The organism is Saccharomonospora cyanea NA-134, from assembly GCF_000244975.1.
GTDB classification, from domain to species: domain Bacteria; phylum Actinomycetota; class Actinomycetes; order Mycobacteriales; family Pseudonocardiaceae; genus Saccharomonospora; species Saccharomonospora cyanea.
Genome location: NZ_CM001440.1, coordinates 676,671 through 692,169 on the forward strand (window position 1 = coordinate 676,671; position 15,499 = coordinate 692,169).

A 15,499-nucleotide genomic window follows, 5' to 3' on the forward strand; every position below is an offset into this window, starting at 1 on the left:
ACTCTTCACTCCAGGCGTGGCTCGGCGCTGCCGCCTGCACGAAAGGAATCGACGATGACGCGACTGTGCGAATTCACCGACGTGCCGATCACCATTGGTGCTCCGACCAAGAAGTGAACGGTCCGTCAGGCGCGGGCGACGAGTTCGCGCAACAGCGTTCCCATGCGTTCGGCCGACGCCCGGCCCGCTTCGAGGACTTCCTCGTGGTTCAACGGCGCGCCCGTCATTCCCGCGGCGAGGTTGGTGACCAGTGACAGGCCGAAGACCTCGACGCCCTCCGCGCGGGCCGCGATGGCCTCCAGGACCGTGGACATACCCACGAGGTCGGCGCCGAGTGTCCGGAGCATGCGGATTTCGGCGGGCGTTTCGAAGTGTGGCCCCGGCAGGCCCGCGTAAACGCCCTCGGCCAGGGTCGGATCGATCTCCTTGGCGGCCTTGCGCAACCGGTCGGAGTACAGGTCGACCAGGTCGACGAAGTTCGCACCCGTGATGGGCGAGGTGGCGGTCATGTTCAGGTGGTCGGAGATGAGCACCGGCTGGCCGACCTGGAAGCCTTCCCGCAACCCACCCGCGGCGTTGGTCAGCAACACGGCGCGGACCCCGGCCGCCGCGGCCGTGCGCACGCCGTGCACGACCCTGGCCACGCCCCTGCCCTCGTAGAGGTGGGTGCGGCCGAGCAGCACGAGGACGCGCCTTCCCCCGACCTCGACGACGCGGGCGGTACTGCCGTGACCGACCGCGCTGGGCGTCTCGAACCCGGGCAGCTCACCGAGCGGGATCTCCGCTCGCGGCTCACCGATCACGTCGGCGGCGGGCCGCCAGCCCGAGCCGAGGACGACGGCGACGTCGAAGGCATCGACGCCCGCGCGGTCGGTCAGGACGGATGCCGCCGCGGCGGCGAGGTCACGGGGTTGCGTGTCGCTGCTGGAGTTCACGATCGTGCAGCTTAGGGCTTGGCGAACCGGGCCTGGTCAACCGGACCAGCAGGTAGACCAGGAAGCCGAGCGGCGACAGCAGGATCGTGAGTACGAGGATCGGCGCCACCACGAGATGGGGTACCCCGCGCTCACGGGCGTCGAGGTGGATCCAGCGTCCGACGAACAGGTCGAACGCGATGAGATGGGCCCAGATCGCGGCCGCGCCGGCGGGCGTGCCGAGGAAGGCGCGAAGCGTCTCGAGATCCGGGCGGCTCACCACCTCCCACAGCGTGCCGAACTCGGAGGCCGCGAACACCACGTAGACGGCGAGCGGTGCGGTGGCGGACCAGGGGGAACCCATGATGCGCCGTGTCCACGACCACTTGGGCGCGAGAATCATCAGGCCCCAGAACGGCACGGCGAGCAGGAACGTGAGGTCGAAGAGTCGCTGCGTCATTCCGATCACCGCCGTCCGGCGAGCACGGGTGCCTCGTCGGCGCCGTTGTCCGCGACATCCCTGACATCCCTGACATCCCTGACATCGCTGACATCGCCGCCGGACACCGCTGTGCGGCGCAGTGCCCAGGCGGTGCCCACGGTTGCCGCGCCGACGAGGGCGGCCAACGCGGTGAGGGTGAGGACGTCCGGTGCGGTCAGTGGTTGCCCGCGCAGCGCCTGCCAGGTGACCAGGACGAGCACGCCGCCGTAGAAGAACCCCGCAACGAGCAGCAGTCGGCCGCGCACCGCGTCGTCCCGCAGCCGGGCCCATCGGCGCGACAGCAGGGTGAGTGCCATGACGAGGAGGGGCAGCGCCTGGAGGGCGTGCATGCCGACGAAGTGCGGGATGCGCAGGTCGCCGCCGACGGTGCTCCACCCGGTGATGGGCATGCTCGGGCCGCCGTCGGGGACGCCGACGCTGTGCGCACCGATGATTCCGTCGAACGTGTCGGTGCCCATGGAGGCGCGTTGCGCCGGAGTGGGCATCACCATGAGCCCGCCGAGGCTCAGGCCGAGCAGGGAGATCACCGTGCCGAGTCGCACGGCCCACCGGCTTGCCGTGTCGGCGATGCGGGTGCGCAGCAGGAGCAGGGTCAGCACCAGCGTTCCGATCCACATCACCGCGATCGAGACGCCCATGAGCTTGAACAGGCTGCCGTCCAACGACGTCGAGAAGTTGAAGTGGCTCCTCGTTCCCCGGACCACCTGCAGCGTGATGATCGCGTACTCGACCAGGATGACGGCCACGACGATGGTCGAGAGAGTGTGGGCCAGGCGCCTGCGGGTGCGCAGCAGCGAGACCAGCCAGGCCCAGCTGAGCGCGTAGACCGCGAAGGAGACGGCGAACTTGAACGGTTTGAGCCAGGCCGGTGCGCCCGCGATGAGCCGGTCGTCCACCGCGAGGCCGACGGCCGACACGACGGCCATCACCACCATCACGCCGGCGCACGCGAGCATCGGGCGATGCCAGTCGCGGTACTCGTCGAGTTTCATGATCTCACCAGTTTCGGATAGTAGATAGCATCACTTCCTGTAATAGGAAGCTAGACTATCTATCCTGAGAACGTCCACAGGAAGGCGACAGCGCATGCGTATGGCCGAGCTCAGCAGGGAGTCAGGGGTCCCGGTCGCGACCGTCAAGTACTACCTCCGCGAGGGACTGCTGCACCCGGGTGAGCGCACGAGCCCCAACCAGGCGCGATACGACGACAGCCATGTCCGCAGGCTGCGGCTCGTGCGCGCGCTCCTCGACGTCGGAGGACTGTCGATCTCGGCTGTCAAGGACGTCCTCGCGGCCGTGGACTCGTCCCAGTCGTCCCTGCACGACGTGCTCGGGGTGACCCAGCACGGCCTGCCGCTGGCCCCCACCGACGCCGCCGACGACCAGGCGCGGACGTGGGCGCGGACCAGGGTCGCCGCACTGCTCGACGAGCGCGACTGGCGGTGCCACCCGGATTCGGCGCTGGTGGAGTCGCTGGTGGGGTTGCTCGCGACGCTGCACACGCTGAGGCACGCCGACCTCGCCTCGGTACTGGACCGCTACGCCGACGCGGCGCAGCAGATCGCCGAGGCCGACCTCCACTACATCGCCGGGCTGCCGGACACGGAGTCGATCGTGGAAGGTGCGGTGGTCGGCACGGTCATCGGCGACACGCTGCTCGCCACCCTGCGCAGGATGGCGCACGCCGACGTCTCGGCGAGGCTGTTCGACTCCGGCCAGCCCTCAACCGGCCAGGATCCGGGTGAGCGCGAAACCCAGGGCGGCGGTGAGGACGAACACCACCATGGCCACCGTGAGTAGGACGCCCCTGCGTTCGGACACCGTGCCCACCAGGCCGGCGAACAGTTCCGCGTTCGGACGTGGCAGCCAGCCAGGCCAGGCCGTGGGCGACTTCGAGTGAGCGGGCCCGCGGGGCGCCTGCCGGGTGCCGCGCCCGGCCGGTGGTGTCGCGGGGGTGTCGGTGGCGAACGGCAGCGGGCCGGGATCGGCGGCCAGCGCCGCCTCCGCGTCACCCACCCCGCTCGTGTCGTCGGGTTCGCCGGTCGGCATCGGGACACGGGGGATCACCCTGGTGGCGCTGGCCTCGTCGCGGACGCGGCCAGCGTCGCTCTCGGTGAACAGCTCGGCCGGGAAGAGCGTGTGTCCTGGCTCGGCGAGCAGCGGGTACAGCCTGCGCCGCACCTCCGACAGCGACATGCGCTCCGACGGCTTCTTCATCATCAGCCCGCGGATCACCGGCGCCAGCGGGCCCGGGGACGGACGCGGCACGTCGCCCTGCACGACACTGACGACGGTCTCCAGCGGGTCGCCGTCGGCGTCGTACGGCGGGCGGCCCTCCGTCGCGGCGAACAGCGTCGCGCCCAGGCCCCACAGGTCGGCGGTGTAGGTGACGGGGCCGCCGGTGGCGACCTCGGGCGCGATGAACGCCGGGGAGCCGAGCATCATCCCCGTGTGCGTCATCGTGGCCTCGGAGACGTTGCGGGCGATGCCGAAGTCGGTGAGCTTCACGCGCCCGTCGTCGGCCACGAGCACGTTGCCCGGTTTGACGTCGCGATGGGTGATGCCCGCGGCGTGAGCCGCCTCGAGCGCGGCCGCGACGGCCTCCCCGACCGCCGCGGCCTGCGCGACCGTGAGCCTCCCCGTCTGGCGGAGCAGCCCGGCGAGACTCCGGGAGGGCAGCAGTTCCATCACGACGTACGGGTCGTCGTTCTCCCTGACGACGTCGTGCAGGATCACCACGTTGGGGTGGGACAGCACGGCGATCGCTCTCGCCTCGCGCAACGTCCGTTCCCGCAGCTCGGTGACCCTGGCGGGCGGCACACCGTGCGGCATGCGGACCTCCTTCACCGCCACGGGACGGTGAAGGAACTCGTCGTAGGCCGACCACACGGTGCCCATGGACCCGGAGCCGAGCACGGACCGCAGCCGGTAGCGGCCGGCCACGAGTCGTCGGTCGTCAGTCGGAGCGGACACGCGTCCCATTGTCACCGACCGGGGCCGCGCCGCCCGCCGGGCCGTCGGAGTGGGAGATACGCCGGTGGGAGATCAGCCTCACATCATGGGGGAAGAGCCCAGACCTAGGATGGCTAGCTATGGGCAAGGGCGCTGAGCTCACGAGGCTCACCGGCGAACTGGCACTGGCGGCCGAGTTCGGGACACCGAGTCGGCAGGACTGGGAACGCCTGGTCGAGAAGGTGCTCGAACGGGCGGGTTCGAGTCGTGAGCGGTTGGTGACGACCACCGACGACGGTATCGAGGTGCTGCCCCTCTACACCGCCGACGACCCGGCTCCGCCCGCGGGTTTCCCCGGCGTACCCCCGTTCGTCCGCGGTTCCCGCCCCGACGGTCACGTGCTCGAGGGTTGGGACGTGCGCGCCCTGCACGAGGCGGTCGACGTGGCCGCAACCAACGAGGCCGTGCTCGCCGACCTCGAAGGCGGCGTGACGTCGCTGTGGCTGCGGGTGGGCGAGGGCGGTGTGCCGGTCTCGGCCCTCCGCGACGTACTGCGGGAGGTGCGGCTCGACCTCGCTCCCGTCGTCCTCGACGCGGGGCCGGAGTACGAGCGCGCCGCGGAGGCCCTGCTCGCGCTGCACTCGGAGCAGGGGGTCCCCGACACCGAGGTGGCGGGCAACCTCGGCGCCGATCCGATCGGGCTGCGGGCCCGCACGGGTCGCGAACACGACGTCGCCGCAGCGGTGACGCTCACGGCCCGGCTCGCCGACCGCCACCCGCGGCTGTCGACGTTCGTGGCCGACGGGCTGCCCTACCACGAGGCGGGCGGGTCCGACGCCCAGGAGCTCGGCGCGGTGACGGCCACGGCCGTGGCGTACCTGCGGGCCCTGACCGATGCGGGGCTTGACGTGGCGCGGGCCGCCGCTCGCATCGAGTTCCGCCTGGCGGCCACCACCGACCAGTTCGGCACCATCGCGAAGTTCCGCGCCGCGCGCAGGGTGTGGTCGCGGGTCGTGGAGGTGTGCGGAGCGCCCGGCGCCGCCATGCGCCAGCACGCGGTCACCTCGCCCGCCATGTTGACGCGTCGCGACCCTGCCGTGAACCTGTTGCGCACCACCGTCGCGAGTTTCGCGGCGGGCATCGGCGGGGCGGACGCGGTCACCGTGCTGCCGTTCGACCACGCCATCGGGCTTCCCGACCGGTTCTCGCGGCGGCTCGCCCGCAACACCCAGGCCATCCTGCTGGAGGAGAGCAAACTCGCCGCGGTGATCGACCCGGCGGGCGGGTCGTGGTTCGTGGAGAACCTCACCGACGCCCTCGCCCGCAGGGCGTGGGACGAGTTCACCGCCATCGAGAAAGCGGGCGGCATCGAGTCGGAACTCGCCTCCGGAGCGCTGGCCGAACGTCTCGCGCGCACCTGGAGGGCGCGGTCGCGGCGGATCGCCACGCGCCGAGACGCGCTCACCGGGGTGAGCGAGTTCCCGCTGCTGGAGGAGAGGGCCTTCGACCGCGCGCCCCGGCCCGAGGTGACGGCGGGCGGTGGCCTGCCGAGGGTGCGCCACGCCCAGGACTACGAACGGCTGCGCGACCGCTCCGACGCCCACCTGGCGGAGCACGGCAGCAGACCGAAGGTCTTCCTCGCCACTCTCGGCTCTCCGGCCGAGTACACGGCGCGGGCCACGTTCGCGGCCAACCTGTTCCTCGCGGGCGGGATCGAACCGGTGAACCCCGGTGTCGCCGGCGCCTCCACGGACGAACTCGTCCAGGCGTTCCGTGACAGCTCCACCCCGGTGGCCTGCGTGTGCGGCACCGACACGGCCTACACCGAACACGCCGCCGAGGTGGCGGGCGCGCTGCGCGAGGCCGGGGCCACCACGGTGCTGCTCGCGGGCAAGCCGGCCGAAGGCGAGACAGGCGGCAGCAACGGCATCAGCGGGTACGTCCACCGGGGCTGTGACGTGCTCGCCGTTCTCACCGACACCCTCGACACCCTGGGAGTCGCGCCATGACCATCCCCGACTTCAGCGACATCGAACTCGGCTCCACCTCCGGTTCCGACGCCGACAGGCGGGAGTGGACGGAAGCCGTACGCGCGGCCACCGGCAAGGACGTCGACGCGCTGGTGTGGGAGACCCCCGAGGGCATCGGGGTCAAACCGCTGTACACGGCCGAGGACCTCACCGGCCTCGACTTCCTGCGCACCTATCCCGGCATCGCGCCGTACCTGCGTGGTCCGTACCCCACGATGTACACGACGCAGCCGTGGACCATCCGTCAGTACGCCGGGTTCTCCACGGCCGAGGAGTCCAACGCCTTCTACCGGCGCAACCTCGCCGCGGGTCAGAAGGGTCTTTCTGTGGCGTTCGACCTCGCCACCCACCGCGGTTACGACTCCGACCACCCCAGGGTGTCCGGTGACGTCGGGATGGCCGGGGTGGCCATCGACTCGATCTACGACATGCGGCAGCTCTTCGACGGCATCCCGCTCGATCGCATGAGCGTGTCGATGACGATGAACGGCGCCGTCCTGCCCGTGCTGGCCCTGTACGTGGTGGCGGCGGAAGAGCAGGGTGTGCGGCCCGAACAGCTGGCGGGGACCATCCAGAACGACATCCTCAAGGAGTTCATGGTCCGCAACACCTACATCTACCCGCCGCAGCCGTCGATGCGGATCATCTCCGACATCTTCGCCTACACGTCGCGGCACATGCCGAAGTTCAACTCGATCTCGATCTCCGGCTACCACATGCAGGAGGCCGGCGCCACGGCCGACCTCGAACTCGCGTACACGCTGGCCGACGGCGTCGAGTACATCCGGGCGGGACTGGACGCCGGTCTCGACATCGACGCGTTCGCGCCACGGCTGTCGTTCTTCTGGGCGATCGGCATGAACTTCTTCATGGAGGTCGCGAAGCTGCGGGCCGCTCGACTGCTGTGGGCGAAGCTCGTGAAGCGGTTCGAGCCGAGCAACCCCAAGTCGCTGAGTCTGCGCACCCACTGCCAGACCTCCGGGTGGTCGCTCACGGCGCAGGACGTCTACAACAACGTGGTCCGCACCTGTGTCGAGGCGATGGCCGCCACGCAGGGACACACGCAGTCGCTGCACACCAACGCTCTCGACGAGGCACTGGCACTGCCCACCGACACCAGCGCCCGCATCGCGCGCAACACGCAGCTTCTGTTGCAGCAGGAGTCCGGCACCACGAACGTCATCGACCCGTGGGGTGGCAGCGCCTACGTCGAGCGGCTCACCTACGAGCTGGCGCGGCGGGCGTGGGGCCACATCGAGGAGGTCGAGGCCGCGGGAGGCATGGCCAGGGCCATCGACGCGGGGATTCCCAAGCTCCGCATCGAGGAGGCCGCGGCGCGCACGCAGGCCCGCATCGACTCGGGCAGGCAGCCGGTGATCGGCGTCAACAAGTACCGCGTCGGCGCGGAGGACGACACCGAACTCGACGTCCTCAAGATCGACAACGCCGGGGTGCGGGCGCAGCAGCTCGAAAAGCTGCGCAGGCTGCGCGCCGAGCGCGACGACGCCGCCACACAGGACGCTCTGCGCAGGCTCACCGCGGGAGCGGAGGGCGACGGGAACCTGCTGGAACTGGCCATCGACGCCGCCAGGGCCAAGGCCACGGTGGGCGAGATCTCCGAGGCGCTGGAGCGCGTCTGGGGCAGGCACTCCGGGCAGATCCGTACCATCTCAGGCGTGTACCGCGAGGAGGTGGGCAAGACGGCGGGCGTGGAGGCCGCGCGACAACGGGTCGAGGCGTTCGCCGAGGCGGAGGGCCGCAGGCCCCGGATCCTCGTGGCCAAGATGGGACAGGACGGGCACGACCGCGGTCAGAAGGTGATCGCCTCCGCGTTCGCCGACCTCGGTTTCGACGTCGACGTCGGCCCGCTGTTCTCCACGCCTGCGGAGGTGGCACGGCAGGCAGTCGAGGCCGACGTGCACATCGTCGGGGTGTCGTCGCTGGCGGCGGGACACCTGTCGCTCGTCCCGGCGTTGCGCGCGGAGCTGGAGGAACTCGGCCGCGACGACATCATGATCGTGTGCGGTGGGGTCATCCCGCCTCAGGACTACGACGAGCTGCGCGCGGCGGGTGCCGCCGCGATCTTCGGACCGGGCACCGTGATCGCCGACTCCGCCGTCACCCTGCTCGACGAGCTCGAAGCGCGACACTCGTAGGCATGGCACGCATCCTCGACGTCTCCGCCTACGCGAAGGGCGTCCTCGACGGCGACCGTGGAATCCTCGCCAGGGCCATCACCCTGGTCGAGTCGCAGCGCGCCGACCACCGGGAACGGGCCCAGGAGCTGCTCGTCGAGCTGCTGCCCCACGCGGGAGGCGCGATCAGGGTCGGCATCACGGGCGTGCCCGGCGTGGGCAAGTCGACGTTCATCGACCAGCTCGGCACGCAGCTCACCGCCGCGGGGCACCGGGTCGCCGTGCTGGCGGTCGACCCGTCGTCGACCCGCACCGGCGGCAGCATCCTCGGTGACAAGACACGGATGGCCCGGCTCGCCGTCGACCCGGCCGCGTTCATCAGGCCGTCCCCCACCTCGGGCACGCTCGGCGGTGTGGCCAGGGCCACGCGCGAGACCATCGTGCTGATGGAGGCCGCGGGCTACGACGTCGTGCTGGTGGAGACCGTGGGTGTCGGGCAGTCGGAGGTCACCGTCGCGGGCATGGTCGACTCCTTCCTGTTCCTCACGCTGGCGCGCACGGGCGACCAGCTCCAGGGCATCAAGAAGGGGGTGCTCGAACTCGCCGACGTCATCGCCGTCAACAAGGCCGACGGTGAGCACGAGCGCGACGCGCGCCGCGCGGCGAGGGAACTCTCGGGTGCGCTGCGCATGATCTACGGACCCGAGGCGGCGTGGACCCCGCCCGTGCTCACGTGCAGCGGGCTCACGGGAGCACGGCTCGACACCGTGTGGCACCAGCTCGAACGGCACCGGGCGCACCTGGTCGAGTCCGGGGAGCTGGAGGTCAGGCGCCAGCGCCAGCAGGTGGACTGGACCTGGGCGATGGTGCGTGACCAACTGCTCGACCGGTTGGTGCGGCACCCCGGCGTGCGTGAGATCGTCGACGACGTGGAGCGCGACGTGCGCGAAGGTCGCAGCACGGCGACGCTCGCCGCCGAACGCATTCTGCGGGCGTTCAGCGGGGAACCTCCCCGCGGGGGCTGACGCGCCCCCACGTCTCACGGCAGACTGTGAGCGTGCGTGTTCTCCCGGTTGTGCTCAGTGTGCTCGCCGTCGTTCTCGTGATGTCCGCCGCCGGCCCCGCGCCCTCAGCGCGTGCCACGGCCGACGTCCCGGTGCTCGCCCACTCGCTGGCTCAGGACTCCGAGGAGTCGAGTTCGTCGCGCTCCTCCGAGTCGTCCGAGTCGTCCGAGTCGTCGGAGTCGTCCGAGTCATCCGAGGAGGGTCCGGCACTCGACCCCCAGACGGAAGCCGAAGCGGAGAAGAACCGGAGCAAGATCGTGGTGGGCGTCATCGCCGCGGTGTTACTCGGCCTCGTGGCCTGGGGGCGGTACGTGCGGAGCAAGAAGGCCAAGAGCGGTTAGCACTGTCGGCCGTACAGCGTGACCGAACGATCTGTCACCGTTTAGCGCAAACGGGCTACCTTCTGTCTACCCATTAGGACATCCGGGTTACGCATACGCTGGTTGGTGTCAAACTGAGAGCAAATGCGTACGGCAATGATCTACCAGCGGACGACAGAGGCGCGCGACAGTTCCGACCTCGCCGCGCTGGTTGCGTGCGGAGGTGCGGCGTGACCGTTCTCGACTCGCGCCCCGAGGTGCCGGGCGAATCCGACCACGACGCGTCGGTCGAAGCCCTGCTCGCAGCCTCGGGTGCGGCCACCATCGGTGATGTGGGACAGGGACGTGGCCCCGGCTGGCTCGACGCCTGGCTGGCCGACCGTGCGACGGACGTGGTGGCGTGGCGCAGGCACATCCATGCCCACCCCGAACTCGCCCGGCGCGAATACGGGACCACCGAACTCGTCACCAAGCTGCTCACGTCGGCAGGCCTGCAGCCGAAGGTACTGCCCGGCGGTACCGGCGTCGTGTGCGACGTGGGCACCGGGCCGCGGTGCGTGGCGTTGCGGGCGGACCTGGACGCCCTCCCGCTGAACGAGGCCACGGGACTGCCCTTCGCCTCCACCGTGGACGGTGTGGCACACGCGTGCGGCCACGACGTGCACACCACGGTGCTGCTCGGTGCGGGTCTCGCGCTGGCCACCGCCTCCGAGCTCCCCGGCCGGGTGCGACTCATCTTCCAGCCCGCCGAGGAGGTCATGCCCGGCGGTGCGCTCGACGCCATCGAGGCCGGTGCGCTCGACGGCGTGGAACGCATCTTCGGTCTGCACTGCGACCCGCGGCTGCCCGCGGGCAAGGTCGGCACGCGGGTCGGGGCGCTGACGTCCGCCGCCGACCTGGTGGAGCTCACACTGACCTCGCCGGGCGGGCACACCTCGCGGCCCCACCTCACCGCCGACCTGGTGCACGGCCTCGGCACCGTCATCACGTCGCTGCCCGCGGTGCTGTCCCGGCGGGTGGACCCCCGGTCGGGCACCGTGCTCGTGTGGGGTGCCGTGCACGCTGGTGAGGCGGCCAACGCCGTGCCGCAGGAGGGAGCGCTTCGCGGAACGCTGCGGACCGCCGACCGCGACACATGGAGGATGCTGGAGCCGCTCGTCGAGTCGTCGGTGAAGGCGTTGCTCGCGCCCACGGGCGTGGGGTACGAGCTGAACTACCGCCGTGGCGTTCCGCCCGTGGTGAGCGAGCGGGAGAGCACCACGTTGCTGCGTGCGGGCGTCGAGGCGGCGCTGGGCGCCGACGCGCTGGTCGGCACGGAACAGTCGTCGGGCGGCGAGGACTTCGGCTGGTACCTGGAGCACGTGCCCGGCGCGTTTGCCCGGCTCGGGGTCTGGTCCGGTGAGGGCCAGATGCGCGACCTGCACCAGCCGACGTTCGAGGCCGACGAACGGGCTCTGCTCACCGGTATCCGGGTGATGGTCCACACGGCCCTGGCGGCGCTGGCGTCCTGACGTTCCACACCGTGTCCGCAGGTTACGTACGCGTGTCCGCACGTACCTAGGCTGCGGACACGCGTTGTCCACAGGTTCGCGAGTTGTCCACAGGTTGTGGACAGGTGGCTGGCGCGGTGCTTCGCGGGCGTTCAACCTGGGGGAATGCCGCAGACCTGGGGAGTGCGTGGCGTCGTCTCGCGACGGGAAGCCGCCGCCACCATGGGAGAGTGGGCCCTGAGGGCGGCCCTCGACGTCGGGACATTGACCCAACCGTGGCGAGGCGTCGTGGTGCGGACGGCCGACCTGAGTGATCTCCGTACGCGCGCCGAAGCGGCCGTGTTGTTCGTCGGCCACCCTGTGGTGGTGTCAGGGCCCACGGCACTGGCCCTGCACGGGTGCACCGCGGTGGGCGACACGGGGCCGGTCCACGTCACGGTGCCGTACTCGCGGTCGGCACGGTCTCGGCGTGGGCTAGTGATGCACCAGAACCGCTACGAACCGGGCGACGTCGTCGAGACCGAAGGACTCCCGTGTTCGCGCTCGACCTCGCCGTGTCGGAGCAGTTGTGCGACGGCGACGGACGTGTGGCGTTCGGTTGCCTCGACGAGGTGCTACGTCGCCACGCTGACGCGGAGTCGTTCCGGGCCGCCGTGCGGGAGCGGCTCGCCACCCGCGACGCCCGGCGCCACGTAGCCAGGGCCCTCGCGCTCACCGAACTCGCCACCGGACGTGCGGACTCGCCGCCGGAGAGCTCGTTGTCGATGATCGTGGTGGAGGCCGGATTCCCCGTTCCGGAGGCGCAGTTGCCCGTGCACACGGTCGACGGTCGGTTGCTCTAGGTACTCGACCCGGCGTGGGAGTCGCGGCGGATCGCTCTGGAATACGACGGCTATGACGCTCACGAAGGCCGTGCCGCCTACGACGCCGAGCGCGATCGGAGGTTGGCCGGCCGCAGATGGCATGTGATCAGGGCGAGGGCCCCGGATCTCCGCGATCCGTCGCGGGTGCTGAGCGAGCTGGAGCGGGTCTTCACCGAACGTTCGCGATAGGCAGTGTCCGCAGCCGGTGTCACCGTGTCCGCAGGTTGTGTACGGGGGTTCGCAGTTCTGGTACGTGGGGTTCGCGTGTTCGCTCCGTAGGCTGCGGACACGCGTGCGGGAAGTGCGGACACGCGGGGTCGGGTCGGGTGGGTCAGGGGCCTATGCGCTTGCAGGGGCGGGTGCGCAGATCGTCTACGTAGTCGGCCGGGGCGCCCGCTGCTTCGGCCGCGTCGGCGAGCACACCCAGGTAGCGGGCCGAGGGCAGCCCGCCCTCGTACGCGTCGAGGACGTACAGCCACGCCAGCGTCGACCCGTCCATGGTCTGCACCCGCAGCCTGATCTTCGTGTGCAACCCGAGTTCGCCGCCCTCCCACTGGTCGAGCCGCGACTCGTCCAGCGGTGTGACGTCGTAGAGCACGACGAAGACGCGTGACCCCGGGTCCTCGACGATGGTGGCGAGCGCGCCCTCCCAGTTCAGGTCCTCGCCCCCGAAGGTGAGCCGCCAGCCTTCCAGCCAGCCGGTGCCCGCCATCGGCGAGTGCGGGGCTCGCTCGGTCATCTGGGAGGGATCCATGTTGGACCCGTACGCGGCATAGATGGGCACGTCCCAAGGGTAGCGACCACTGCGTCACCCGAGCGGATGCACTCCGCGTGTCCCCACATAGAGTTGGGGTGCAGTGCCGTGATGAGGAGGGAACGAAGTTGACCAAGATCGTGATCATGGGTGGTGGTCCCGCCGGTTACGAGGCGGCACTGGTCGCGGCGCAACACGACGCGGACGTCACTGTGGTCGAGCGTGACGGTCTCGGCGGTGCGTGCGTGCTGTACGACTGTGTTCCCTCCAAGACGTTCATCGCCTCGTCCGGCGCTCGGGCGAGCCTCCAGAGCTTCACCGAGCTGGGCATCCAGGTGGACCCGCCACACACCGACCTGCCGACCGTGCACGGTCGGGTGCGGGGCCTGGCGCTCGCCCAGTCGGCCGACATCCGAGCCCGCGTGCAGCGGGAAGGCGTCCGGGTGGTCAGCGGCACGGCCCGGTTCCGGGACACCGAGCCGGGGCTCGCGACCCACAAGGTCGGGGTGACCCACCCAGAGACCGGAGAGGAAGAGCTCCTCGACGCCGACGTGGTGCTGGTCGCCACGGGTGCGACGCCCAGGGTGCTGCCCGGGGCCGTGCCGGACGGGGAGCGGATCCTGGACTGGCGGCAGCTCTACAGCCTGCGCGAGCTCCCGGAACACCTCGCCGTGGTCGGTTCGGGTGTGACGGGGGCGGAGTTCGCCTCGGCCTACACCGAGATGGGCGTGAAGGTCACCGTGGTGTCGAGCCGGGACCGCGTGCTGCCGCACGAGGACGCCGACGCCGCCGCGGTGCTGGAGGAGGTCTTCTCCAAGCGCGGCACCACCGTGGTGAAGCACGCGAGGGCCGACCGTGTCGAGCGCACGGCCGACGGGGTGGTCGTCCACCTCACGGACGGCAGGCGGATCGAGGCCAGCCACGCGCTGATGACCGTCGGCTCGGTGCCCAACACGACCGACATCGGTCTCGAACGCGTCGGTATCGAACCCGGCCCCGGCGGGTTCATCAACGTCGACCGCGTGTCGCGGACCAGCGCTCCCGGCGTGTACGCGGCCGGTGACTGCACGGGCGTGCTCATGCTGGCTTCGGTGGCGAGCATGCAGGGGCGGATCGCGATGTGGCACGCCCTCGGCGAGGGCGTGGCGCCGATCCGGTTGCGCACGGTGGCGGCCAACGTGTTCACCCACCCCGAGATCGCCACGGTGGGCGTGAGCCAGCAGGCCATCGACTCCGGCGAGGTGCCCGCGCGCACGATCATGCTGCCACTGGCCACGAACGCCCGCGCGAAGATGGAGGGTGTCCGCCACGGCTTCGTGAAGCTGTTCTGCCGTCCCGCGACGGGCGTCGTGGTGGGCGGTGTGGTGGTGGCCCCCAACGCGAGCGAGCTGATCCTGCCCATCGCGCTGGCCGTGCAGAACCAGCTCACGGTGGACAATCTGGCATTGACGTTCTCGGTGTACCCGTCGCTGTCCGGGTCGGTCACCGAGGCGGGCCGTCAGCTCATGCGTCACGACGACCTCGACTGACGCCTCCGGGGTACGCGGAGACGCTCTCCGTTGGCGGGTGTCCCTGCTCGCGCGCATTCTGGATGGACACGGCGGTGGCGTGGATCGACGTCTCGCCGGCAGCTCTGTCCACCAGCGCACGCCAGGAGTCCAGCAATGGCTGTTCGCGACACGCCCTATCCCGACGGAACCCCGTGCTGGGTCGACCTCATGGTGCCGGATCCCCGAATGGCGATGGACTTCTACGGGGCGTTGTTCGGCTGGGACTTCGCCGATCAGGGCGACGCGGCGGGCAACTACCTGCTGTGCTCGGTGGACGGGCGGGTCGTGGCCGGGATGGGCGGCTCCTCCCCGGACCGCGAGGCCCCATCGGTCTGGACCACCTACCTCGCGACCTCCGATGTCGACGCCACGGCCGCGAGGATCACCGAAGCGGGCGGGCGGCTGCTCATGGCGCCCATGGACGTGATGGCGGAAGGCCGGATGGTGATGGCCTCCGACCCGACGGGCGCCGTGTTCGGCCTGTGGCAGGCCGGCAACACCGTTGGCGTGCAGCTGACCGACATGCCCTCGGCCCTGGTCTGGAACGAGTGCATGACCCGTGACTTCGAGGCGGCGAAGGAGTTCTACCGGCGCGTTTTCGGCTACACCGTCCAGGACATGGAGGACGAGGAGTTCGACTACGCCACCCTGTTGGTGGGCGACCGCATCGTCGGAGGTGTGGGCGGGTTGCCCTCCGAGGTGCCTGCCGACGTGCCGCCGCACTGGATGTCGTACTTCGGTGTCACGGACACCGACGCGACGGTGGCCAGGGCGATCGCGTTGGGCGGCACCGTGGTCTCGCCGCCCACCGACAGCCCGTACGGGCGGATGGCCGCCATCGCCGACAACCAGGGCGTGGCATTGTCGGTGATCACCGTGGCGGCCGAGCCGGAGGAGCAGCGGGCCGGCTCGCCGTTCTGACGGC

13 protein-coding genes and 1 pseudogene are annotated in these 15,499 nt (G+C 70.6%); 9 read left to right on the forward strand and 5 right to left on the reverse strand.

The window, feature by feature from the left end:
• Positions 1–125: 125 nt before the first annotated feature.
• The 3 genes from SACCYDRAFT_RS03285 to SACCYDRAFT_RS03295 are packed head-to-tail and all read right to left on the reverse strand — an operon-like array spanning position 126 to position 2,408.
• Positions 126–935, reverse strand: a complete 810-nt coding sequence (locus SACCYDRAFT_RS03285) for a purine-nucleoside phosphorylase (protein ID WP_005453565.1) — start codon at positions 933–935, stop codon at positions 126–128.
• Positions 904–1,374, reverse strand: coding sequence for an ABA4-like family protein (locus SACCYDRAFT_RS03290; protein WP_005453566.1), 471 nt, complete (start codon positions 1,372–1,374; stop codon positions 904–906). The genes SACCYDRAFT_RS03285 and SACCYDRAFT_RS03290 overlap by 32 nt, the downstream gene beginning before the upstream one ends.
• Positions 1,375–1,379: 5 nt before the next feature.
• Entirely contained in the window at positions 1,380–2,408 is a 1,029-nt protein-coding gene (locus tag SACCYDRAFT_RS03295) for a hypothetical protein (RefSeq protein ID WP_005453567.1), read from the reverse strand.
• Between the two features lie 94 nt (positions 2,409–2,502).
• On the opposite strand from SACCYDRAFT_RS03295, the gene SACCYDRAFT_RS03300 reads away from it, so the two are divergent.
• Entirely contained in the window at positions 2,503–3,216 is a 714-nt protein-coding gene (locus SACCYDRAFT_RS03300; RefSeq protein WP_005453569.1) for a MerR family transcriptional regulator, read from the forward strand.
• Here SACCYDRAFT_RS03300 and SACCYDRAFT_RS03305 read toward each other — a convergent pair.
• On the reverse strand, positions 3,139–4,398 hold the full coding sequence (locus SACCYDRAFT_RS03305; protein WP_005453571.1) for a serine/threonine-protein kinase: 1,260 nt from the start codon (positions 4,396–4,398) through the stop codon (positions 3,139–3,141). The two genes, SACCYDRAFT_RS03300 and SACCYDRAFT_RS03305, sit on opposite strands and share 78 nt — an antisense overlap.
• Before the next feature lie 110 nt (positions 4,399–4,508).
• On the opposite strand from SACCYDRAFT_RS03305, the gene SACCYDRAFT_RS03310 reads away from it, so the two are divergent.
• From SACCYDRAFT_RS03310 to SACCYDRAFT_RS03335, 6 genes and pseudogenes are all read left to right on the forward strand, one after another.
• Positions 4,509–6,377 carry a methylmalonyl-CoA mutase family protein gene (locus tag SACCYDRAFT_RS03310; protein WP_005453576.1) on the forward strand — a complete coding sequence of 623 codons (1,869 nt, stop codon included), beginning with the start codon at positions 4,509–4,511 and terminating at the stop codon, positions 6,375–6,377.
• A complete protein-coding gene (gene scpA, locus SACCYDRAFT_RS03315) occupies positions 6,374–8,554 on the forward strand; it encodes a methylmalonyl-CoA mutase (protein ID WP_005453577.1) in 2,181 nt (726 codons plus the stop codon). The genes SACCYDRAFT_RS03310 and scpA overlap by 4 nt, the downstream gene beginning before the upstream one ends.
• A gap of 2 nt (positions 8,555–8,556) precedes the next feature.
• Entirely contained in the window at positions 8,557–9,558 is a 1,002-nt protein-coding gene (meaB, locus tag SACCYDRAFT_RS03320; RefSeq protein WP_005453579.1) for a methylmalonyl Co-A mutase-associated GTPase MeaB, read from the forward strand.
• 50 nt (positions 9,559–9,608) lie between these two features.
• Positions 9,609–9,938, forward strand: coding sequence for a hypothetical protein (locus tag SACCYDRAFT_RS03325; protein ID WP_005453582.1), 330 nt, complete (start codon positions 9,609–9,611; stop codon positions 9,936–9,938).
• Between the two features lie 209 nt (positions 9,939–10,147).
• Positions 10,148–11,428, forward strand: coding sequence for a M20 family metallopeptidase (locus SACCYDRAFT_RS03330; protein WP_005453583.1), 1,281 nt, complete (start codon positions 10,148–10,150; stop codon positions 11,426–11,428).
• A gap of 201 nt (positions 11,429–11,629) precedes the next feature.
• Positions 11,630–12,459: pseudogene (locus tag SACCYDRAFT_RS03335) on the forward strand (DUF559 domain-containing protein).
• Positions 12,460–12,601: 142 nt separating this feature from the next.
• Here the strand turns inward: SACCYDRAFT_RS03335 and SACCYDRAFT_RS03340 are convergent.
• On the reverse strand, positions 12,602–13,054 hold the full coding sequence (locus SACCYDRAFT_RS03340; protein WP_005453585.1) for a gamma-glutamylcyclotransferase: 453 nt from the start codon (positions 13,052–13,054) through the stop codon (positions 12,602–12,604).
• A 98-nt stretch (positions 13,055–13,152) separates the two neighbouring features.
• On the opposite strand from SACCYDRAFT_RS03340, the gene SACCYDRAFT_RS03345 reads away from it, so the two are divergent.
• Positions 13,153–14,553 (forward strand): NAD(P)H-quinone dehydrogenase, encoded by a 1,401-nt coding sequence (locus SACCYDRAFT_RS03345; protein ID WP_005453587.1) that lies wholly within the window; start codon positions 13,153–13,155, stop codon positions 14,551–14,553.
• A gap of 135 nt (positions 14,554–14,688) precedes the next feature.
• Positions 14,689–15,495 (forward strand): VOC family protein, encoded by an 807-nt coding sequence (locus SACCYDRAFT_RS03350; RefSeq protein ID WP_005453589.1) that lies wholly within the window; start codon positions 14,689–14,691, stop codon positions 15,493–15,495.
• Positions 15,496–15,499: the final 4 nt, after the last annotated feature.